Raw genomic sequence first — 19,892 nt, 5'->3', positions numbered from 1 at the left:
ACAAGGAATGAACGCCATGAAAAACGTCACGATTTACCACAACCCGCGCTGCTCCAAGAGCCGTGAAACCCTGGCGCTGCTGGAGCAGCACGGTGTCGATCCCAAGGTGGTGCTGTATCTTGAAACGCCCCCGTCGGCCGATGAGCTGAAAAAGCTGTTGAAAGAATTAGGCTTCACATCCGCGCGCGATCTGATGCGCAAAAAAGAAGATCTGTACAAAGAATTGAAGCTGGCGGACGACAGTCTGAGCGAAGAACAGCTGCTGGCGGCGATGACGGCGTACCCGAAACTGATCGAACGCCCGATCGTGGTGAAAGGCAGCAAGGCGCGTATCGGCCGGCCGCCGGAGCAGGTGCTGGAGATTTTATAAATTCGAATTCGGGCGCGGCCTGTCGCGCCCGTTCTTTTTCGGTAGCCGCTACAACCCCAGGATCTCTTTAACGAACGGGATGGTCAGCTTGCGCTGGGCGGTGATCGAGGCACGATCGAGCTGATCGAGGGTCATAAACAGCGTGCGCATCTCGCGATCCAGCCGTTTCAACAGGAAGCGGCCCACGTCTTCCGGCAGCTCAAAGCCGCGCAGTTTGCCACGCAGCTGCAGCGCCAGCAGTTTTTCTTCGTCCGACAGCGGCTGCAACTTGTAGATCTGCCCCCAGTCCAGGCGCGAAGCCAGATCCGGTAAACGCAGGTTCAGCTGGCGCGGCGGACGATCTCCGGTGATAAACAAGCGAGTGCGGCCGGTTTCCAGGATGCGGTTGTAGAGGTTGAAGATCGCCATCTCCCACTCTTCGTCGCCGGCGATGCATTCGATATTGTCGATGCAAACCAGCGCCAGCTGCTCCATGCCGTCCAACACTTCGGGCACGAAGTAAGCGCGTTTGTCGAGCGGCACATAGCCCACCGCTTCCCCCTGCTGCGAAAGCTCGGCGCAGGCCGCATGCAGCAGATGGCTGCGCCCGCCGCCTTCACGCGACCAAAAATAGATATAGCTGCCATGTTCCTGACGGACGGCGGATTGGATCGCGGCTAATAGGGATGGGTTCTCGCCCGGATAAAAACTGGCGAAAGTTTCATCATCGGGAAGATAAAGTGGCAGTGAAAGCTGTGCCGGCGTATTCAGAGAAGCACCTCAACCAAAACTGGCAGAAAAACGCGGGCAGTTTAACACAGAAAACGGGCGCTGTTGAACCGGCAGGATCTTATGCCGCAATAGTGAGCAATGCCTTAGCGCCGTTTAATCGATTGCGGCTCCCTCATCGGCAAGAATAGTCTGATATCAAACCCTAACCTCATGCCTACGCAGGTTAAATTTGTAATTTAAGTAAAACCTGACCTAGTATAGGTAGGCAAAACGCAATCACCATCAACAAGGTTTCTGCAAGGATATAGACGATGAAAGTATGGAATAAAGTGCTGTTAGCCTCCTTTATCGGGTTGTTGGTTGCCGGCTGTGATGACTCTTCCAAGGTTGACGCCAACCTGGATAAAGCCAAAGACAGCGCCGAGCAAATGAAAGACGCCGCCCAGAAAAAAGCGGACGATCTGACGGACAAAGCGAAAGCGACGGCGGATGAAATCAAAAAAGAGGCCGCCACGCAGGCAGACCAGCTGAAGGACAAAGCCTCGGCAATTAAAGATGAAGCCGCCAAGCAGGCCGACGCCATCACCAACGACGCCAAGGCCAAGGCCGCCGCGATCAAGGATGACGCCGGCAAACAAAGCCAGCAGCTGGTGGATCAGGCCAAGGCCATCAAAAACGACGCCATCAACGGCGCTAACGATCTGACCGAGCAGGCCAAGGCGAAGACCGAAGCCATCAAGAACAGCGCCGAAAACAAAGCGCAAGAGTTGAAACAAGAGACCGATGCGGCGGTGAACGGCAATACGCAGCCGGCCACCCAGCAGTAAGCCATACTCAGCCACCAAGAGAGGAGCAGTAAATGGGGATTATTTCCTGGATTATCTTCGGCCTGATCGCCGGTATTTTGGCTAAGTGGATCATGCCCGGCAAAGACGGCGGCGGCTTTATCCTGACCGTTGTGCTGGGGATCATCGGCGCCGTAGTCGGCGGCTATATCAGCACCTTCTTCGGCTACGGCAAGGTTGACGGCTTCAACTTCGGCAGCTTCGTGGTAGCGGTTATCGGCGCCATCGTGGTGCTGTTCGTGTACCGCAAAATTCGCAGCTAATATGACATTGGGGAGCTGAGGCTCCCCTTTTTCACTCTTTAACTATACGTCCGTCATTAAGAATGAATGCTGTCCTACCGTCCCAAAACTCAGCAATAAAAATATCTTTCGGCTCTATGCCATGTTCACGGATAGTTTGGTTCAACCACTCCTCATCTTTACTAATCTCCTGCAGCTCATAAGGCCTGGCCCTGCCATTTTTCATAATGATAACTGAAGGCAGTTCATTTCCCTCGCATACCGCAGTTATCTGACCGCCCGGCTCAATTTGCGCATAGACAATCTCCTGAAAGGCGTGAATCCCCTGCGCATGCAGCTGTGAGGAAACGTTCAAGATGTCGATTTTATTTTTCTTGGCTAAAATATTTTCCATCAAAAAGCGGCCGTTTTTTATAATTGGTATCGGGTTGCCTATAGTGACCGAACGAAAGAAGTTGCAATGTTTACTGATTGCATTCAACAGAGAAATTAGTCCTACTCCGATAAGTAATACAACGACATACTGGTACAAAGGGATGCTGTCGCTATAGATAACGCCCCCAATAATGCCCCCGAGCACAAAGTTTCCGATAAAATCTACTGGGGTCATCTGCGATAGCTGGGTCTTTCCCGACAGGTTCAGGTGGGTGATAACTATGACAAAGCCAATCACAAATTTGAGCAAAATATAGCCGTAGTACTCCATACCCTCTTTCCTTAACCGATGTTGTTAATGCTATCAGCTACTTTATCCCAACGGATATAATGCAGAAACACGAATAAAAAGGGCAGCCCCTGGGCTGCCCTTTTCGTTACTTCTGCTCCGCCGGTTCATCCGGCGCGTCGAGCACCTCTTCTTCCTTGCGGAACAGGCTGATGACCTTGAACAACAGGCTCAGGCCAATGCCGACGATGGTCGCCAGCGCCATGCCTTTCAGCTCCGCCGCGCCGATATGCACCTTGGCGCCGCTCACGCCGATGATCAGGATCACCGAGGTCAGAATCAGGTTTTGCGCCTTGTTGTAATCCACTTTGGACTCGATCAGCACGCGAATGCCCGAGGCGCCGATCACGCCGTACAGCAGCAGCGAAACGCCGCCCATCACCGGCACCGGCACCGCCTGGATCGCCGCCGCCAGCTTGCCGATGCAGGACAGCAGGATAGCCAGCACCGCCGCGCCACCGATCACCCAGGTGCTGTAGACCTTGGTGATGGCCATCACGCCGATGTTCTCGCCGTAGGTGGTGTTCGGCGTGGAACCGAAGAAGCCGGAGAACACCGTCGAGATACCGTTGGCGAACATCGAACGGTGCAGCCCCGGATCGCGGATCAGGTCTTTTTTCACGATGTTGGCGGTCACCACCAGGTGGCCGACGTGCTCGGCGATCACCACCAGCGCCGCCGGCAGAATGGTGAAGATGGCGAACCACTCAAAGCGCGGGGTGTAGAAGGTCGGCAGCGCGAACCAGTGCGCCTCGCGGATCGGGGTCAAATCCACCACGCCCATGAAGAACGACAGCGCATAGCCCACCAGCACGCCGATCAGGATCGGGATAATTGCCAGGAAGCCGCGGAACAGCACCGAGCCGAGCACCGTGACCGCCAGCGTCACCAGCGAAATGGTGATGGTGGTCGAGTCGGCGCTGGTACCTTCCGCCGGCAGCAGCCCCGCCATGTTGGCCGCCACGCCCGCCAGCTCCAGCCCGATGACGGCGACGATCGCCCCCATCGCCGCCGGCGGGAACATCACGTCCAGCCAGCCGGTGCCGGCCTTTTTCACGATCAGCGCCACCAGGCAGAACAGCACGCCGCACATGATGAAACCGCCCAACGCCACTTCATAACCGAGCGGCAACAGCAGCAGCACCGGCGAGATAAACGCGAAGCTGGAACCGAGGTAGGCCGGGATCTTGCCTTTACAGATGAACAGATACAACAGCGTGCCGATGCCGTTGAACAGCAGCACGGTCGCCGGGTTGATCTTGAACAGGATAGGCACCAGCACGGTGGCGCCGAACATGGCGAACAGGTGCTGGAAGCTGAGCGGAATGGTCTGGAGCAGCGGCGGGCGCTCGCTGACGCCGATGGCGCGACGGGTCATGTGTGCTTTTCCTCGGTTTATTGGTTTTATAGGTTTTAGTCAAAAAAAAGCCGACTCGTTAAGTCGGCTCAAATGTTTACTTGGTACCAAATATCTTGTCGCCCGCATCGCCCAGGCCAGGCACGATGTAGCCCTTGTCGTTCAGGCACTGATCGATGGAGGCGGTGTACAGCTCAACGTCCGGGTGCGCTTTCTCCAGCGCGGCGATGCCTTCCGGCGCCGCCACCAGGACCAGCACCTTGATGCTGTGGCAGCCGGCTTTCTTCAGCAGATCGATAGTGGCGATCATCGAACCGCCGGTGGCCAGCATCGGGTCGACGACCAGCGCCATGCGTTCTTCGATGTTGGAAACCAGCTTCTGGAAGTACGGCACCGGCTCCAGGGTTTCTTCGTCGCGGTAAACGCCCACCACGCTGATGCGCGCGCTCGGCACGTGCTCCAGCACCCCTTCCATCATGCCCAGGCCTGCACGCAGGATCGGCACCACGGTAATCTTTTTCCCTTTGATCTGTTCCACTTCAACTGGCCCGCACCAGCCTTCGATGGTGACTTTTTCCGTCTCCAGATCGGCGGTCGCTTCATAGGTCAGTAAACTACCCACTTCTGAGGCCAGCTCACGGAAGCGTTTGGTGCTGATGTCATTTTCGCGCATCAGGCCAAGCTTGTGTTTTACCAGCGGGTGTTTCACCTCAACGATCTTCATCATTTTTCTCCTATTAAGGTGGTTGCGGCCAAAAAAATCGCGGGATTATACCTCCTTTTTTTCGCCGCGCCACCCACAATAGCCCGATCGGGATCAACAAAAGTTTGAATATCAGTATAGATGACGAAAAAGCGGAGCCGGTTCACAAGCCGCTCGCAAACGTTTGCCTGCGCTGTTAGAATTGCCGCGCCTTATTCCGGAATCAACATCGGAAGCACAGTTTTCAAACCGCAAATCGTCGTGGGGAATCGCGCAGTGACCGACAAAACCTCTCTCAGCTATAAAGACGCAGGTGTCGATATCGATGCAGGCAACGCATTGGTAGATCGCATCAAAGGTGTAGTTAAACAGACCCGCCGCCCGGAAGTGATGGGCGGTCTGGGCGGGTTTGGCGCCCTGTGTGCGTTGCCGCAGAAATACCGCGAGCCGGTGCTGGTTTCCGGTACCGACGGCGTGGGCACCAAGCTGCGTCTGGCGATGGATCTGAAACGCCACGACACCATCGGCATCGATCTGGTGGCGATGTGCGTCAACGATCTGGTGGTTCAGGGCGCCGAGCCGCTGTTCTTCCTCGACTATTACGCCACCGGCAAGCTGGACGTAGACACCGCGGCCAGCGTGATCACCGGCATCGCCGAAGGCTGCAAACAGTCCGGCTGTGCGCTGGTGGGCGGCGAAACCGCTGAAATGCCGGGCATGTACCACGGCGAAGATTACGACGTGGCCGGTTTCTGCGTCGGTGTGGTCGAAAAATCCGAGATCATCGACGGCAGCAAAGTGCAGCCCGGCGACGCGCTGATCGCCCTGGGCGCTTCCGGCCCGCACTCCAACGGCTACTCGCTGGTGCGCAAAATCCTGGAAGTGAGCAACACCGATCCGACCGCCACCCAGCTGGAAGGCAAGCCGCTGGCCGACCACCTGCTGGCGCCGACCAAGATTTACGTGAAGTCCGTGCTGGAGCTGATCGAGAAGGCGGACGTCCACGCCATCGCTCACCTCACCGGCGGCGGCTTCTGGGAAAACATTCCGCGCGTGCTGCCGGAAGGCATGCAGGCGATGATCGACGAAGCCAGTTGGCAATGGCCGGCGGTGTTCACCTGGCTGCAGCAGGCCGGCAACGTCAGCCGTCATGAAATGTACCGCACCTTCAACTGCGGCGTAGGCATGGTTATCGCCCTGCCGGAAGCCGAAGTGGAAGCGGCCATCGCGCTGCTGACCGCGGCAGGTGAAAAAGCGTGGAAAATCGGTAAACTGACCGCCTCTTCCGCCGAACAACAAGTGGTCATCAACTGATGAAAAAGATCGTGGTGTTGGTCTCCGGCCAGGGGAGCAATCTCCAGGCGCTGATTGACGCCTGCCAGCAGGGCCGCATCGCCGCCGAGATCGTGGCGGTGTTCAGCAACAAGGCGCAGGCTTATGGCCTGCAACGCGCCGAAGCGGCGGGCATCGCCGCCCAGGCGCTGGATGCCAAGGCTTACGCCGATCGCATAGCGTTCGACGCCGCGCTGGCGGACGCCATCGACCAGCATCAGCCCGATCTGGTGGTGCTGGCCGGCTATATGCGCATCCTCAGCCCGCAGTTCGTGCAGCGCTATGCCGGCCGCATGCTGAACATCCACCCTTCCCTGCTGCCGAAATACCCGGGGCTGCATACCCACCGTCAGGCCATCGACAACGGCGACAGCGAACACGGCACCTCGGTGCACTTCGTGACCGAACAGCTCGACGGCGGCCCGGTGATTTTGCAGGCCAAGGTGCCGATTTTCGCTGACGACGAAGAGGATGACGTGGTTGAACGGGTGCAAACCCAGGAACACACGATCTATCCGCTGGTGGTGAGCTGGTTCGTCGACGGCCGCCTGGCGATGCGCGATGGCGCCGCCTGGCTGGACGGCGAACGCCTGCCTGAGCAGGGTCACGCCGCCGACTGATGCGCGCAGCCTGAACCTTGCCTAAACGGTGCCCATGCGGCGCCGTTTTTTTTCGCCTTCATCCATTCTGTGAAGTTATACTTTGCACAATTTCACGGCACAGAGGAGCCCACATGTCCAGCACTGCCAGCGTCAGGTTACGCCCATTGGAACGGGACGATCTGTCGTTCGTCCACCAGATGGACAACAACGCCAGCGTTATGCGCTATTGGTTTGAAGAACCCTACGAAGCCTTTGTCGAGCTTTCCGATCTCTACGATAAACACATCCACGATCAGAGCGAGCGCCGCTTTATCATCGAGCACGAAGGCGCCAAGGTCGGCCTGGTGGAGCTGGTGGAGATCGATCACATCCACCGCCGCGCAGAGTTCCAGATCATCATCGATCCCGCCCACCAGGGCAAAGGCTACGCCAGCACCGCCGCCCGTCTGGCAATGGACTATGGCTTCTCGGTGCTGAACCTGTACAAGCTGTACCTGATCGTCGACAAGGAGAACCCGAAGGCGATCCACATCTACAGCAAGCTGGGATTCAACGTGGAAGGCGAGCTGATCGACGAGTTCTTCGTCAACGGCGAATACCGCACCGTGCTGCGCATGTGCATCTTCCAGCCGCAATATCTGGCGAAGTTCAAAACGCCCAATGATAAGCCGCTGGTGAAGTGACAATTCGCGAGAAAAAAGTGAAAACCCGCGAAAGCGGGTTTTTTATTGGAAAATAAGCGACTAGTATTAATGGATGTTATTTTATCGTCAGGAAATAGCCTGATGAATGCGAAAATAAATAATATTCATCCGAGATAATTAATCGAACAATAATTAATAGTGATAGTAAGAGTTACCCTCTGCCTCTACAAAGGAAAAATGCCATGACAACCGTCTCAAACCTGCTGCTTTTTATCGGCCTGGCGATGCTCGCCATCGCCGCCGGTCTGAATACCTATAGCGGCTACGCGCCTGCAGATCCCAATAGCACCCCGCTATTTTCCCCGCTCTGGTGGACGCGCTGGTTCCCGCTCTATGCCTCGGGGGCTGCGTTGCTGCTGGTGGGGGTAGTGCTGCGAATTTCGGGGCGGGGACGTTAAAAATCAAATTTCATCGTAGATATTACAGAGCAATATATGCGCCATATTCATTATCAAAGCGAATATTTCTGCAATGTGTATGTATTGCAAACTGAATGATTTGAAAAAATCAATGTGTTATTTTTTGATTGCTGCGTAATAAAAAACCCGCTTTTGCGGGCTTTTTATAATCTGTTAACAGCTTATCATACTACAGATAGTATCAGTAACTACGTCCAATCTTGATAGCCGTCTTCATGAATCCAGACAAGACCACCAGGGCATTCCTCTTCATAGAACCAAATGTCTTCATTTTTTTTCCATTCCTCTTCTGTCTTAGGGAATACAGCTTTGTAATGTGTTACCTGTTCTTCAATGTCTCCCTCAAGGAATTGGCCATGCTTACCTAACCTTACTCTCCCTTCAGCCATAAGGTGATGAATTAAGTCGAAAAAATAGTTTTTCTTTTCTTCGTAGGACAATGTGTTTCTATCAAAATTATCAGCTCTCATAGCTGACCATACGGTTCCAATGGAAGCACCATCCAACTCTTCTCTAAACAGTTTGTATTGTTCATCGCTATACAACATGGTAGCCCTCATCGAAATTTGATTTAATTTTTTACCGCCATTAATGGCGGTATTCAGGCTGGAGCTGATGACCGATTTCCCGGCCACCCGCTGCGCCACCGTGCTCCAGTCACCGTTGCTCAGCTGCGGCAGTTTGACGTTGTTCGGGTTAAGCGGTTTGCCCGCCGCGTCCTATCGGCGTTTATATGGGATACAACATCAAGAGAAAACGGCTCCGAAGAGCCATTTCTGTGTGCGGGTTAGATCCAATCTTCATAGTCGCTGTCATGGATCCAGACGATAGACAAAACACATCAATCCACACGAGCATCCTTTTATTCAGGCTTATCGATCAAGCCAAGCAATCGAAGATCGTTTAAAATTTCGTTTTTGTCATCTTCAGTTACATCCTTAAGCATTTCGAATAAATCATTTTCGGATAAAATTTTTAATATGATATCTGTGTGGAACTTTACTGTTTTATCACTACATCGACCAGCCATAAAGATGAGCGTCACTAGCTCAAGCATGAGGCATTCTATAGGTTCTTCAAACGAACCTTCTAATGACTCATACGCAAACGCCTGATCAGATGTATCACAAACCCCATGGTTATCCCCATCTTTCAATAGGTCAATTATCTCCCTGCAATAAACGTAACTTGAATGGGCAAAGCTATTTCTTATCTCATCATAATTCATCACACTCATTGTTATTTACCTCTTCCCGGAATCAAACGCACTCCGTTATTGTCCAAAACGTTAATTTTCACCCCAGGGTACCTACTCTCGAATTGTTTAACAACGCCCAAGCAACTGTCGCAGGCAGGTTTTTCTGTAAAAATAGTAACAGAACCTTTAGCAGAATAATTACTTCCTAATTTATCAGCTAAGTTATCCAATATTTTATATTCAGAGTCTATACGTCTTGGTACTGGTCTACCATCATCAGTAAGCAAAGTCTCATATTTGAAATTTTCTTTTCCCTTTCCAACAAAACCTTTCCCTTCAACATTTATGAGATTGTGACCCGCAAGTGTCTTTGGCATTCCAGATATATCAATATTGGCCACGGCAACGTTGCCACCACGTTTCCAGTCTGATGGTAGACCAGCCCTCAGTTCTGTAACCTGGTTTTTGAATGCAGCAGCCTGCTGAACCGTCTTCTCATTGACCAGATACCCTTTCCAGGCGCTGGTTGGCCCTACCAGTTTGGATGACAGGTATTGGTTGCCGACGTTCGCTTTACCCATACCGGCAAATGTGCTGGCAATAGAGACCGCCATCACCGAGGCATTCACCCAGTCCGGCGACCAACCGGTCAACTTGCTGATTTGTTCTATCTGCTGGTTGCGTGCAAACAGCTGGCCGTCGGTTATCTGATCGCCCAAATCATACGTGAATAACTTTTCGCTGTCATAGCCGGCAAACGCCGGATAGTTGCCGAAGCGCTGACGCTCTTTTTGTACCCAGTAGTTGGCAATGAGGCCGTCTTCATCCCGCGTTGACGGGTACTTATTCATCAGGGCTTCAAACTGCTTGCGTTCGTCTGAGTTCAACGCCTCTTGCGTGGTGCAAGCTACTTTTCGGCATGAAGCCGCCATCAGACGCGCTTCTTTTTCCTTGTCGCCCTTAGCCAACTCTTTAATCGCGTTGAGTTCTTCCTGGTGCAGTTGCCGATTGAAACGCTCGACAAACTCACCCGCATTTGCACCGCTGGTGGCGCCTGCGGCTTTGGCGGTTACGATGGCCCCTGCAAAGGCGCCCGCTACGCGGCTGATTTGAGCCTGACGCTCCTGCCAACCTTCACTTCTGACCAAATTATCATTGATGATCACCCCGGCCAGCTCCGCCGCCAGCGCCCCGGCCGCCGCGCCTTTGGCATTACCCTTGCCGATTTCTGCGGCCACGCCCGCCAGAACGGCATGGCTTACGGCCCGGCCCGGTATATCGAGAACCTGACCGTTATCCCCAATCAGGTTGGCGCCCTCGGCCTGAACCTGGCTGCCGATATTCGCCAGCAGCGCATTGGTCAGGTTGTCCTTGAAGCTGCCGCCGTTGATGGCGGTATTCAGGCTGGAGCTGATGACCGATTGCCCGGCCACCCGCTGCGCCACCTTGCTCCAGTCGCCGTTGCTCAGCTGCGGCAGTTTGACGTTGCTTGGATTGAGCGGTTTGCCCGCCGCGTCCTATCGGCGTTTATATGGAATACAACATCAAGAGAAAACGGCTCCGAAGAGCCGTTCGTATGGGCGTTAGATTTCCGTCAATCTTGATCTATAGTGGTACTTTTTACCTTGGCTAGCCCCCCGCATGAGAAAAACGTGCTTAGTCTCAAACTGTTAGGAGCTGGAAGGTTACTCGGGCTTATCAAGCAATCCAAGCAACTCCATATCATAAAGCAAATCGCTTTTTTCTTTTTCAGAGATATCTTCAGTCAAAACACCCAGAGGATATTCATTTATAATCTGTTTAATAACACTCCGAATGTTATTTTCCACCTCTCCCGGTTCTCTTCCGGCCATTAAAATTAGGAGAAAAACCTTGAACATTAACTTTTCTATTGGCGAAAAAGGAGTATTTTCATATTGATAGGCTGCATACCCAATTTCTAAACCATCATAAGATGATTTTTCACCCGTTTTTTGGTTAATGTCAAGAATGTTTCTACAGCAATCATAGAAACACCCCAGTACCATTTCTCTTATTTCACCGTAAGTCATACGCTCATCATCCATTATTTCAACCTCCTAGGAATTAGCATTACATCGTTATTATCAAGGACATCCACTTTAATCCCTGGGTATTTTTTCTGAAATTGGTCCACAACACCCAAGCAGCTCTCACAGGCAGCACGTTCAGTGAAAATAGTGACTTTACCTTTGATAGACACATTGCCACCCAACTTATCAGCCAGGTTGTCCAGAATTTTGTATTCCGAGTCTGTATTTCTTGGTATTGGTTTACCATCCCCGCTATTGATGGTTTTAAATTTAAAATTGCCGCTACCTTTTCCTATAAAACTATTCTCTGCTTTATCGATCCCACTGTGCGCCGCAAGTGTCTTTGGCATACCGGGGATATCAATTTGCGCTACGGCGGCATTCCCACCTTTCCTGATCTTTTGTGAGAACGGTGCCCTGGCATCCAATACCTGCTGCCTGAACGTTGCTGCCTGCTGAACCGTCTTCTCATTGACCAGATACCCTTTCCAGGCACTGGTTGGCCCTACCAGTTTGGATGACAGATACTGGTTGCCGACGTTCGCTTTACCCATACCGGCAAACGTACTGGCGATAGAAACCGCCATCACCGAGGCATTCACCCAGTCCGGCGACCAACCGGTCAACTTGCTGATTTGTTCTATCTGCTGGTTGCGAGCAAACAGCTGGCCGTCGGTTATCTGGTCGCCCAAATCATACGTGAATAACTTTTCGCTGTCATAACCGGCAAACGCCGGATAGTTGCCGAAACGCTGGCGCTCTTTTTGTACCCAGTAGTTGGCAATGAGGCCGTCTTCATCCCGCGTTGACGGATACTTATTCATCAGGGCTTCAAACTGCTTGCGCTCATCTGAGTTTAGCGCTTCCTGCGTGGTGCAGGCGACTTTTCGGCAGGATGCGGCCATCAGACGCGCTTCTTTTTCCTTGTCGCCCTTAGCCAGCGCTTTAATGGCGTTGAGTTCTTCCTGGTGCAGCTGTCGATTGAAACGCTCGACAAACTCACCCGCATTTGCACCGCTGGTGGCACCTGCGGCTTTGGCGGTTACGATGGCCCCTGCAAAGGCGCCCGCTACGCGGCTGATTTGAGCCTGACGCTCTTGCCAGCCTTCACTTCTGACCAGATTATCATTGATGATCACCCCGGCCAGCTCCGCCGCCAGCGCCCCTGCCGCCGCGCCTTTGGCATTCCCCTTGCCGATTTCCGCGCTGATGCCCGCCAGAACGGCATGGCTTACGGCCCGGCCCGGTATATCAAGAACCTGACCGTTATCCCCAATCAGGTTGGCGCCCTCGGCCTGCACCTGGCTGCCGATGTTCGCCAGCAGCGCATTGGTCAGGTTGTCCTTGAAGCTGCCGCCATTGATGGCGGTATTCAGGCTGGAGCTGATGACCGATTGCCCGGCCACCCGCTGCGCCACTTTGCTCCAGTCGCCGTTGCTCAGCTGCGGCAGTTTGACGTTGTTCGGGTTAAGCGGTTTGCCCGCCGCATCCTTGCTCCAACCCATCGCGCTGTCGAAGCCGTTGAGCGCACCGCCGATCGCCATCGCCGTGGCCGTCGCCTTGACGTTTTCATTGCTGCCCAGCGCCTGCAGGGTTTTTGACAGGTTGCCCTGGTTCTCCACCAGCGCGACCGCCGCCTGGGAGGCCAGAGAAGACATCCCGGCCGTGACCGCGCCACTGGTTACCGCCCCGCCGCCCACGGCGCCGGAAACGCTGGAGGCCGCCGTGGCCGCCAGTGAACTGCCAGCGGTCACCGCCGCCGCCGCGATGGCTATGACTGCAGCGACGGCCGGGTTCAGGTGCTGGCTCTTGTAATCCCAGCTGTCGTAAGCGTCTTTGACCTTGCTCCACTGCACGTCGTTGCGCTTGTTCAGATCTTTGACCCAGGTGGTGCCCGGCGTATTGCCCAGGGCGTCGATGGCGCTTTGCAGCGCCTGGCCGTTTTTCACCTTCACATCGGCGCTAACACCCTTGGCGGCCTCTACGGTCAAGGCGCCACCGGTATGGATGCTCGGCAGCACCCACTTATTGTCTTCGTACCCTTTATTGGCCTGCTTGATAAAGAAGCCTTTCGAATTGCTGACGGTCTGTTCGAAAGAGGTGTTTTTCACCGCGCGGAAGTTAACCTGGCCACGGGAGCTGGTCAGGCGCGCGTTTTGCCCGGCGGCGATTTTGCTGGCTTCATAGGTGCTGTCGTCGCGGCTCATCAGCGTGATATTGCCGGCGGCGGTAAACTCGGTAACCTTGTTGGTCACGTCATGGCGGGTCTGCTTAACCTCGGTTTTCTTGCCCCACCATTTGCGCTTGGTTTCCTTTTTCTCGTAGTGGCTGGACTCCTCCATCGCCTGGGCGTAGAGATAGCCACCCTTGGCGGCAATATCCATATTGCCGACACGCATGGCTTCGGCCTGATTATGGGCGTCGACCTGGGCCTTTTGTTTGGCTTCGTCAATGCCTTTGCTTTGGGCTTCCTGGCGCAGGGCGACGAGACGTTGCTGCGACTCATCCCGTTCGCGCGTTGCCTGCACTGTCTGCGAGCCAGCCTGGTTAATAGTGTTGTTGGCCGAGTCCAGTGCAATCTTGGCCTGTTGCACTGCGTGCTTTGCGTTCACCAATCTTGCCGCTATCTCCGACTCAATATTGTGCTGTTCGTCGGTATATCCGCAACATGGGAACTTGGGTGGGTTATCCCATCGCCGTTGGGCTTCAGCTCTTTCGGCTACAGCCGCGTTGTAAGCATTTTGCAGTATGGCAAGTTGGCCTTGAGCCTGGCTTTTGCGACTGTCCGCATCGTTGATACGTTGCTGCGCTGCATTCACCGCCTGCTCCGCCGCCGCAATCCGACTTCCCCAATCCGTCACCGCCACCGGTGATTTCCAGTTCGCCCCTAATCCTTTAACCACCAGCTTGGTCGCCTGGAACAGAATGCTGCCGCCGGAAATCACCGTCATCAGGCCGCCGACATTCAGCTCAGTACCTTGCTGGGCACGGGTTTCGGTGAACTCGTTGCCGCCCTCGCGATACGTGTGGTTTTGCACCGCCTCGAAGCGCATATCTCCGCCGGAGGTCAGCGTCATGTTGGCGCCGGAAGTCAGCCTGGCGCCGTAAGTCAGCAGTTGGTTGTTCGCCGATGCGGTCAGGTTTTTCCCGGCGCTGAGGGCGGTGACCACATGGCGCTCGTCTTTGTTGTTGTCGTTGGCGGCATCAATGGCGGAATAGCCGACATTCGATAACCACATATTTTGTCCTGCCAACAACGTGATATTGCCGTTAGCGGAAAGCGCGCCGCCCTGGGTGCCGATGTCACGGGCCGAGTTGATCAACAAATTGCCGCCGGCGTGCACCCGGCTACCCAGCTCAGGCGTGCGAGAAGAGGGGAAAAAGCGACTAAATTGCCCCCCCAATTCGCGATAGTTCAGATCGGCATTATGGCCGGCCAACAGCGTGACATCTTTGCCTGCTTTAATGTGCGTCCCGCGCAGCGCCAGATAACCGCCGCTGTTGAGCAGCACTGAACCACTGGCGTTCAGCTGTCCGGCATTTAGCAGTTGGTTGAACTGCGTTTGTCGTTGTTCAGGAGATAAATTCTGCGCTAAACGATCGTTATTCAACGCCTCATCATTTCTGACAATCGAAACAGTGCCGTTCGCCGTCATGGCAATATTTTGGCTTTGCGGCGCGAAGTGCGTGTTACGTAGATAAATGCCTTGCCCGGCATTTAAGGTTAAGTCCCCGGCAGCATTCAATTGGCTCAGCCAGCGGGCACCATCGACGCCGAAATAGCGCGGGCTAGGTACAGTGTGCACTTTGACGTTGCCGTTGCGGCTGGTCAAAGTGACATTATGTCCTTTCAGATAGCTTTGACGGGCATCCAACTCATTCACTGCTGCAACGTTCAGATTCTTGCCCGCAGTCAGCTCAGCTGCGTCGGTGTAAAACAGATCGTCGGCAACCACAGTCAGGTCGTTACGCGCGTTTATTTTATCGGTACTGATAACGCGTCCCGCATGCAGCACAATATTGTTAGCTTCCAGTGAATGAGGCCGTCCCGAAGCTACCACTTCACCAAGCGGATTTCCCGCCGGCGACGAAGTTTTAATTTCTATCTGATTTTTAAAATCCGCGACCAAATTGCCGCCCGCCAACATGGCGGAGGCCGGATAGCCAGAAGCCGACCAGCTCTTTTGCCCACCTTTTCTGACATAAATGACATATTCCGGGATCGACGATTTCTGATCCTGCCATTTATGTCCCAGAACAACGTTAGGATTCGGCACCTTCGGTTCGAAAAGTGCATAGTCGTTCATGTCCCCCGTCATTTCACTGCGCACCCCCAGATTATTACCAGTTAAAATCAGATCGTTAGTCGCTTTTATTGTGCTGACGTGGTTCCAAAGCTCCGACGCATTAATGTAGGCATTCTTCCCTGAAATGATTTCTGCGGGACGGCTGTCGGTCACTACGGTAAAACGCGCACGTTCACTGTTAACCCAGGGCGTTTTTTTGAAATCGACGTGTCCCAACCAGGTGAAGTTTTTGTCTTCGAATTCAGCCAAATAATCAAAGAATCGGTAATCGAATTGGTCCTGATAAACGCCGTCAGCCAGCCAGCGGTCAATATCCTTGTTGTCTTTCGGTGCGTTGTTCGAGGAAATGGCAAACCGTTGCCGCACGTTATCAAGCTTGTTGGTACGAATAACCAAATCGCCACTGTTGGTCTGAATGCGCGCGGAGCGATTTTCTATCTGTTTGGATTTATTCCCCTGAGCATCTTTCTGGATCCAGAGATTATTGTTGCTATGCAATGCGGTGTTGTCGCCATCACGTATTTCCACGTTGCGCACCGTATCGGCAAACACCCGCATATCGCGATGCGCCGTAACATTGCCGTTGTTATTGAGCGTATCGGCAGCCATCGTCACGTCACGCTCCCCACGCACTTTAACGCCTGATGAGATATGAATTTCTCTGGCGCTGGCGTTCAAGTCTGTCGCGGCGTTTGTGTTGCCCAACTCAATCTTCCCGTTAACGCTCAGCGTAATATCCCGCTGTTTGCTGGTGAGGTCTTTCAGGTTCACCCCCACCCCATCCTCGTTGGCCACCAGGCGAATTTTGTTGGCGTACATGCCGCCCAGCGCTTTGGTATCCACCGCCAGTTGGGGCTTAGCGCCTTCACCGGCGATCGGTTTGATGCTGCCGTCCTTGAAGCTAATGCGGTTGGCGCCCTGGGTCAGCGACAGATTTTGCGCATTGATTTTGCCGTTCAGCTCGGTGGCGCGGCTGATGATATCGACATAGTCGGCGCCGCTGCCGTCCAGCCCTTTGCCGCCGATGGTGACGCCGCCTTTTTTCACCTCCAGCGCTTCCAGCGCGCCCTGCTTGTCGAACTGCGGTTTGCCGGTGGTTAACGTCACGCCCGGCGCGTTGATAAAGCCGCAGCCGTCGCAGGTGATGCCATTCGGGTTGGCGATCATCACGTTGGCCTTGTTGCCGAATACCTCGAGTTTGCCCTGAAGCTCGGAACGACTGCCGCCGATCACCTCGTTGATGATCAACTCCGCCGGCTTTCCCTTCAGGTAGGTGTTGCCCTGCGCGCTGTAGATTTCCACGCCCAGCTGCGTTTTGCCGCCGTGCGTGGCGTTATTCAATACGGCGCCCTGTGGCCCAACGTTGAAATCTTTATAGGTGTTGTGCGAGATGCCCGCACCGTTCGGCGTGGCGATATTCACCACCGGCACGTCGCCCGGCTTGATAACCACCTGCGTATTGCCGTTGGCAGCGGTAATGCCGGCGGCAAACGCCGGGTGCAACGGCTGGAAAGCCGTCAGGTAGATCAGCAAATAGCTGGCGCCCCGCGCCAACGGAGGGTTGAGCTTATCCATATTCATTCCTTCGAAAGGATGTTGTTTTGAACGCCGAGGCGCTCCTGCTGTGTGCTGGCGTTATAAGGTGACGGTGGCTTGCCAGTAGGCCACCCAACGATCCGGTTGCAGGCTGTCTGGGTGCGTCAGCGGTTTACCAACGGTGATCGCCTGATTGAACCAACGGCCGCTTAACGTGGCTCCCAGCGCCGCGCCGGCGACGTTGCCGCCGTCGATCTGCCCGGCGCGCCCCTGCAGCCAGCCGGCGTCTAACGCGCCGGTCAAAGAGAGCGCCCCCAGCCCCGGCAAGGTCTGCCATTGCCAGTTGAGTTCATTGCGCCAGTAGGCGCCGCGATTGCCGGTCAGGTACTGCTCTTTAAAGCCACGCACCGAGTATTGCCCGCCGATGGAAATGCGCTCCCCGGCATACAGGTTGTCTGCGCTGGTTTGCCCATAGGCCGAGGTCAGGTAGTAGAGGGAGGGTGCGAGCGGATAGAAATAACTGGCGCTGAGGCCAAGCTTACGGAACTCGCTGCGCGGCGCTCCGTCGCGCTCCGGATCGTCGGCGGTGGCGCCCAGCATGCGCAGCCCGCGGCTTACCGTCGGGTTCAGCGTCATATAGCCGCCGCCCGCGACCGCGCTGTAATTGAGACCCAGGCTGGCAATGCTGAGCGTCGGGCTGCTGACGCCCAACCGTTCACCCGCCAGCTTATTTTCCGTGGTGCGCCGCGCCAGGCCGATATCAACGGCCAGCTTGCGTTTGCCATCCCGCAGCAACGTGTGGTTGGCGCCCAAACGCTGGGTCTGGTTATTGCCCTGATAGCGGTAAGCCGCGCCGTTGAATGGCACCTGCTGGAAAAAATCGTTCCAGGCGTACTGGTAGCTGAACAGCCAATAGCCATAGGGTAAGGTGACGCTGCCGTTCAGGCTGCGGCTGCGATGATGTGGGCTGAAATCGTTATTGCGCGCTGCGGAGAGCGACCACTGGTCGGCCAGGCGCAGCGGGTTGTCCAGCACCACGCCGGCATTCATCTGCCCGGTGCCGGTGCTTTTCTGGCCGCTGTTATCGGCGCCGAAAGAGAAAGAGACCGGCGCGTGCGTGGCGCCACGCAGCAAAACTACTTTGGAAAAGCCGGGTTGCTCGCCAGGTTGAATATCGATGGTCACCTGCTGCGAAGCCAGCCGGTTGAGCTGCTCCATGCCCTGCTCGATATCGCGCAGATTCAATACGTCGCCGACCAGGCCGGGGAACGCCATCTTCAACGCCAGCGTCTGCTCGCCGCTCTGCGTGATGGACTCGATTCGCCCTTCGCTGACGCTGACGAACAACACGCCGCGGGAGATATCCTGCTCCTGCAGCCAGGCCTGCGAAGTGACATAGCCGCGTTGCAGATAAGCATTGGTGGTTTCACGCACCAGGCGGTTGATGTGCTCCAGCGTCAGACAACTTCCCTGATACGGGCGCGCCAGGCTTTCTTTCACCGACCAGGAAAGATGCTCGGCACCCTCAAAAACAATCTGCCGCACCGGCTGGCAAACCGCTCCTGCGGCGGCTGGCACAGGCAGCGGTAACGCCGGCAATTCAACGTTATTTTGCAGCGCCTCGCGCTGTTGCTGGGCCTGTTCCAGCAACGTTTTCTGCTGTTGGGTAATGCTGTCGCGATCGGCAGGGCTGGTGATTTCCGCGCACCACGCCGAGCTGCAAAACGCTAATAATAGCGACCAGGCACCAAGCCTCCATGCACACATTCAAACACATCAATTTACACTGATTTACACAGATTGGCGAATTATAAACAATTCGTTGGCTCCGTCCATGCAAATGAGAATTATTTTTATTAATGTAGCCAGTGAAAAGACGTGCTTGCCGTGTTAGCGAGAATAATCGGAGGAAACACAAAAACGGGAAAAGGGGCGCCGTATGCAACGCCCCCAGAACTCAACCATACCGCCCGGTAATATAATCCTCGGTGCGGCGCTGGCGCGGCGAGGTGAAGATGGCGTCGGTGTCGTTATACTCCACCAGCCGGCCCTGATGAATAAAGGCGGTGTAGTCGGAGACTCGCGCCGCCTGCTGCATGTTGTGCGTCACCAGCACCACGCTGTAACGCTGCTTGAGCGCGGAAATCAGCTCTTCGATGGTCAGCGTGGAGATCGGATCCAGCGCCGAGGTCGGCTCGTCGAGCAGCAATACCTCCGGCTCGATGGCGATGGCGCGCGCGATCACCAAGCGCTGCTGCTGGCCGCTGGACAAGCGGAACGCATTTTCGCGCAGCCGATCCTTCACCTCATGCCACAGCGCGGCGGCGCGCAGCGAACGCTCCACCGCCTCATCCAGCAAGCGCCGGTCGCGCACGCCCTGCAGCCGGAGGCCGTACACCACGTTTTCATAGATCGATTTCGGGAACGGGTTCGGCCGCTGGAACACCATGCCCACCCGCCGCCGCAGCGCAGCCACGTCGATCTGTGCCCCGGAGATCGCCGCGCCGTTCAGCTGTAGCTCGCCCTCGATGCGGCAGTTGTCCACCAGATCGTTCATGCGGTTGAAACAGCGCAGCAGCGTCGATTTACCGCAGCCCGAGGGGCCGATCAGGGCCGTCACCCGGTGCTTCGGGATACGCAGCGAAATATCGTGCAGCACCTGTTTGTCGCCATAAAACAGGTTCAGGCCGTTGACCGCCAGCGCGGTCTGTTCATCGTCGAGATGCTGGACATCCAGCCGGGGCAAACTGCCTGGCGTCATCAAACCCATTACGCACTCCCCAAAAATAGC

At 55.1% G+C, this 19,892-nt stretch carries 17 protein-coding genes and 2 pseudogenes; 7 read left to right on the top strand and 12 right to left on the bottom strand.

The genetic code is table 11. The annotated features are described in order from the left end of the window. Window positions 1-16: 16 nt before the first annotated feature. Window positions 17-370 carry an arsenate reductase (glutaredoxin) gene (gene arsC / locus ACUXAC_RS00825; protein ID WP_087762663.1) on the top strand — a complete coding sequence of 118 codons (354 nt, stop codon included), beginning with the start codon at window positions 17-19 and terminating at the stop codon, window positions 368-370. A 48-nt stretch (window positions 371-418) separates the two neighbouring features. On the opposite strand, the gene hda is transcribed toward arsC, so the two are convergent. After that, the gene (gene hda / locus ACUXAC_RS00820) at window positions 419-1,120 is read right to left on the bottom strand and encodes a DnaA inactivator Hda (RefSeq protein ID WP_048325292.1); all 702 of its coding nucleotides are present in this window, start codon (window positions 1,118-1,120) and stop codon (window positions 419-421) included. Between the two features lie 272 nt (window positions 1,121-1,392). On the opposite strand from hda, the gene ACUXAC_RS00815 reads away from it, so the two are divergent. Beyond that, on the top strand, window positions 1,393-1,908 hold the full coding sequence (locus tag ACUXAC_RS00815; RefSeq protein WP_019452428.1) for a hypothetical protein: 516 nt from the start codon (window positions 1,393-1,395) through the stop codon (window positions 1,906-1,908). 32 nt (window positions 1,909-1,940) lie between these two features. Beyond that, complete coding sequence (locus ACUXAC_RS00810) at window positions 1,941-2,189, top strand: GlsB/YeaQ/YmgE family stress response membrane protein (RefSeq protein WP_016926728.1); 249 nt, start codon at window positions 1,941-1,943, stop codon at window positions 2,187-2,189. Window positions 2,190-2,220: 31 nt separating this feature from the next. Here the strand turns inward: ACUXAC_RS00810 and ACUXAC_RS00805 are convergent, their stop codons facing one another. The 3 genes from ACUXAC_RS00805 to upp form a co-directional block, all read right to left on the bottom strand. Next, window positions 2,221-2,874 (bottom strand): DUF421 domain-containing protein, encoded by a 654-nt coding sequence (locus ACUXAC_RS00805; protein ID WP_060424830.1) that lies wholly within the window; start codon window positions 2,872-2,874, stop codon window positions 2,221-2,223. 106 nt (window positions 2,875-2,980) lie between these two features. Continuing rightward, window positions 2,981-4,270: a uracil permease gene (gene uraA / locus ACUXAC_RS00800; protein ID WP_021504398.1), complete on the bottom strand. Its 1,290-nt coding sequence runs from the start codon at window positions 4,268-4,270 to the stop codon at window positions 2,981-2,983. Window positions 4,271-4,346: 76 nt separating this feature from the next. Then, on the bottom strand, window positions 4,347-4,973 hold the full coding sequence (upp, locus tag ACUXAC_RS00795; RefSeq protein WP_038873707.1) for a uracil phosphoribosyltransferase: 627 nt from the start codon (window positions 4,971-4,973) through the stop codon (window positions 4,347-4,349). Window positions 4,974-5,228: 255 nt separating this feature from the next. On the opposite strand from upp, the gene purM reads away from it, so the two are divergent. The 4 genes from purM to ACUXAC_RS00775 all read left to right on the top strand — a co-directional run bounded on the left by purM (window position 5,229) and on the right by ACUXAC_RS00775 (window position 7,988). Continuing rightward, on the top strand, window positions 5,229-6,266 hold the full coding sequence (purM, locus tag ACUXAC_RS00790) for a phosphoribosylformylglycinamidine cyclo-ligase (protein ID WP_387444860.1): 1,038 nt from the start codon (window positions 5,229-5,231) through the stop codon (window positions 6,264-6,266). Continuing rightward, the gene (gene purN / locus ACUXAC_RS00785) at window positions 6,266-6,904 is read left to right on the top strand and encodes a phosphoribosylglycinamide formyltransferase (protein WP_387444857.1); all 639 of its coding nucleotides are present in this window, start codon (window positions 6,266-6,268) and stop codon (window positions 6,902-6,904) included. Before purM ends, purN begins: the two co-directional genes overlap by 1 nt. Before the next feature lie 113 nt (window positions 6,905-7,017). Beyond that, the gene (gene speG / locus ACUXAC_RS00780; protein ID WP_004941631.1) at window positions 7,018-7,569 is read left to right on the top strand and encodes a spermidine N1-acetyltransferase; all 552 of its coding nucleotides are present in this window, start codon (window positions 7,018-7,020) and stop codon (window positions 7,567-7,569) included. A gap of 203 nt (window positions 7,570-7,772) precedes the next feature. After that, a complete protein-coding gene (locus tag ACUXAC_RS00775; RefSeq protein WP_197848200.1) occupies window positions 7,773-7,988 on the top strand; it encodes a hypothetical protein in 216 nt (71 codons plus the stop codon). Between the two features lie 209 nt (window positions 7,989-8,197). On the opposite strand, the gene ACUXAC_RS00770 is transcribed toward ACUXAC_RS00775, so the two are convergent. The 8 genes and pseudogenes from ACUXAC_RS00770 to pstB form a co-directional block, all read right to left on the bottom strand. After that, complete coding sequence (locus tag ACUXAC_RS00770; RefSeq protein ID WP_060441187.1) at window positions 8,198-8,557, bottom strand: DUF596 domain-containing protein; 360 nt, start codon at window positions 8,555-8,557, stop codon at window positions 8,198-8,200. A gap of 33 nt (window positions 8,558-8,590) precedes the next feature. Next, window positions 8,591-8,692 (bottom strand): annotated as a pseudogene (locus tag ACUXAC_RS00765) (DUF637 domain-containing protein); the annotation flags it as partial. A 179-nt stretch (window positions 8,693-8,871) separates the two neighbouring features. Continuing rightward, a complete protein-coding gene (gene imm2 / locus ACUXAC_RS00760; RefSeq protein ID WP_060441163.1) occupies window positions 8,872-9,246 on the bottom strand; it encodes an Imm2 family immunity protein in 375 nt (124 codons plus the stop codon). Between the two features lie 2 nt (window positions 9,247-9,248). Then, window positions 9,249-10,724 (bottom strand): annotated as a pseudogene (locus ACUXAC_RS00755) (DUF637 domain-containing protein); the annotation flags it as partial. A 168-nt stretch (window positions 10,725-10,892) separates the two neighbouring features. Then, window positions 10,893-11,273 carry a hypothetical protein gene (locus ACUXAC_RS00750; RefSeq protein WP_049288535.1) on the bottom strand — a complete coding sequence of 127 codons (381 nt, stop codon included), beginning with the start codon at window positions 11,271-11,273 and terminating at the stop codon, window positions 10,893-10,895. Further along, on the bottom strand, window positions 11,273-17,140 hold the full coding sequence (locus ACUXAC_RS00745; protein WP_387444850.1) for a DUF637 domain-containing protein: 5,868 nt from the start codon (window positions 17,138-17,140) through the stop codon (window positions 11,273-11,275). The genes ACUXAC_RS00750 and ACUXAC_RS00745 overlap by 1 nt, the downstream gene beginning before the upstream one ends. Before the next feature lie 60 nt (window positions 17,141-17,200). Then, complete coding sequence (locus ACUXAC_RS00740) at window positions 17,201-18,868, bottom strand: ShlB/FhaC/HecB family hemolysin secretion/activation protein (protein ID WP_387444848.1); 1,668 nt, start codon at window positions 18,866-18,868, stop codon at window positions 17,201-17,203. 190 nt (window positions 18,869-19,058) lie between these two features. Continuing rightward, window positions 19,059-19,871, bottom strand: coding sequence for a phosphate ABC transporter ATP-binding protein PstB (gene pstB, locus ACUXAC_RS00735; protein WP_004941613.1), 813 nt, complete (start codon window positions 19,869-19,871; stop codon window positions 19,059-19,061). Window positions 19,872-19,892: the final 21 nt, after the last annotated feature.

The organism is Serratia sp. 121840015-1 (assembly GCF_053627655.1).
This window is presented reverse-complemented; position numbering and strand designations above follow the sequence as displayed.

Coding starts and splice junctions, on each gene's coding strand:
- arsC (WP_087762663.1), top strand. CDS start 17: ATGAAAAACGTCACGATTTACCACAACCCGCGCTGCTCCAAGAGCCGT.
- ACUXAC_RS00815 (WP_019452428.1), top strand. CDS start 1,393: ATGAAAGTATGGAATAAAGTGCTGTTAGCCTCCTTTATCGGGTTGTTG.
- ACUXAC_RS00810 (WP_016926728.1), top strand. CDS start 1,941: ATGGGGATTATTTCCTGGATTATCTTCGGCCTGATCGCCGGTATTTTG.
- ACUXAC_RS00805 (WP_060424830.1), bottom strand. CDS start 2,874: ATGGAGTACTACGGCTATATTTTGCTCAAATTTGTGATTGGCTTTGTC.
- uraA (WP_021504398.1), bottom strand. CDS start 4,270: ATGACCCGTCGCGCCATCGGCGTCAGCGAGCGCCCGCCGCTGCTCCAG.
- upp (WP_038873707.1), bottom strand. CDS start 4,973: ATGAAGATCGTTGAGGTGAAACACCCGCTGGTAAAACACAAGCTTGGC.
- purN (WP_387444857.1), top strand. CDS start 6,266: ATGAAAAAGATCGTGGTGTTGGTCTCCGGCCAGGGGAGCAATCTCCAG.
- speG (WP_004941631.1), top strand. CDS start 7,018: ATGTCCAGCACTGCCAGCGTCAGGTTACGCCCATTGGAACGGGACGAT.
- ACUXAC_RS00775 (WP_197848200.1), top strand. CDS start 7,773: ATGACAACCGTCTCAAACCTGCTGCTTTTTATCGGCCTGGCGATGCTC.
- ACUXAC_RS00770 (WP_060441187.1), bottom strand. CDS start 8,557: ATGTTGTATAGCGATGAACAATACAAACTGTTTAGAGAAGAGTTGGAT.
- imm2 (WP_060441163.1), bottom strand. CDS start 9,246: ATGAGTGTGATGAATTATGATGAGATAAGAAATAGCTTTGCCCATTCA.
- ACUXAC_RS00750 (WP_049288535.1), bottom strand. CDS start 11,273: ATGGATGATGAGCGTATGACTTACGGTGAAATAAGAGAAATGGTACTG.
- ACUXAC_RS00745 (WP_387444850.1), bottom strand. CDS start 17,140: ATGGATAAGCTCAACCCTCCGTTGGCGCGGGGCGCCAGCTATTTGCTG.
- ACUXAC_RS00740 (WP_387444848.1), bottom strand. CDS start 18,868: ATGTGTGCATGGAGGCTTGGTGCCTGGTCGCTATTATTAGCGTTTTGC.
- pstB (WP_004941613.1), bottom strand. CDS start 19,871: ATGGGTTTGATGACGCCAGGCAGTTTGCCCCGGCTGGATGTCCAGCAT.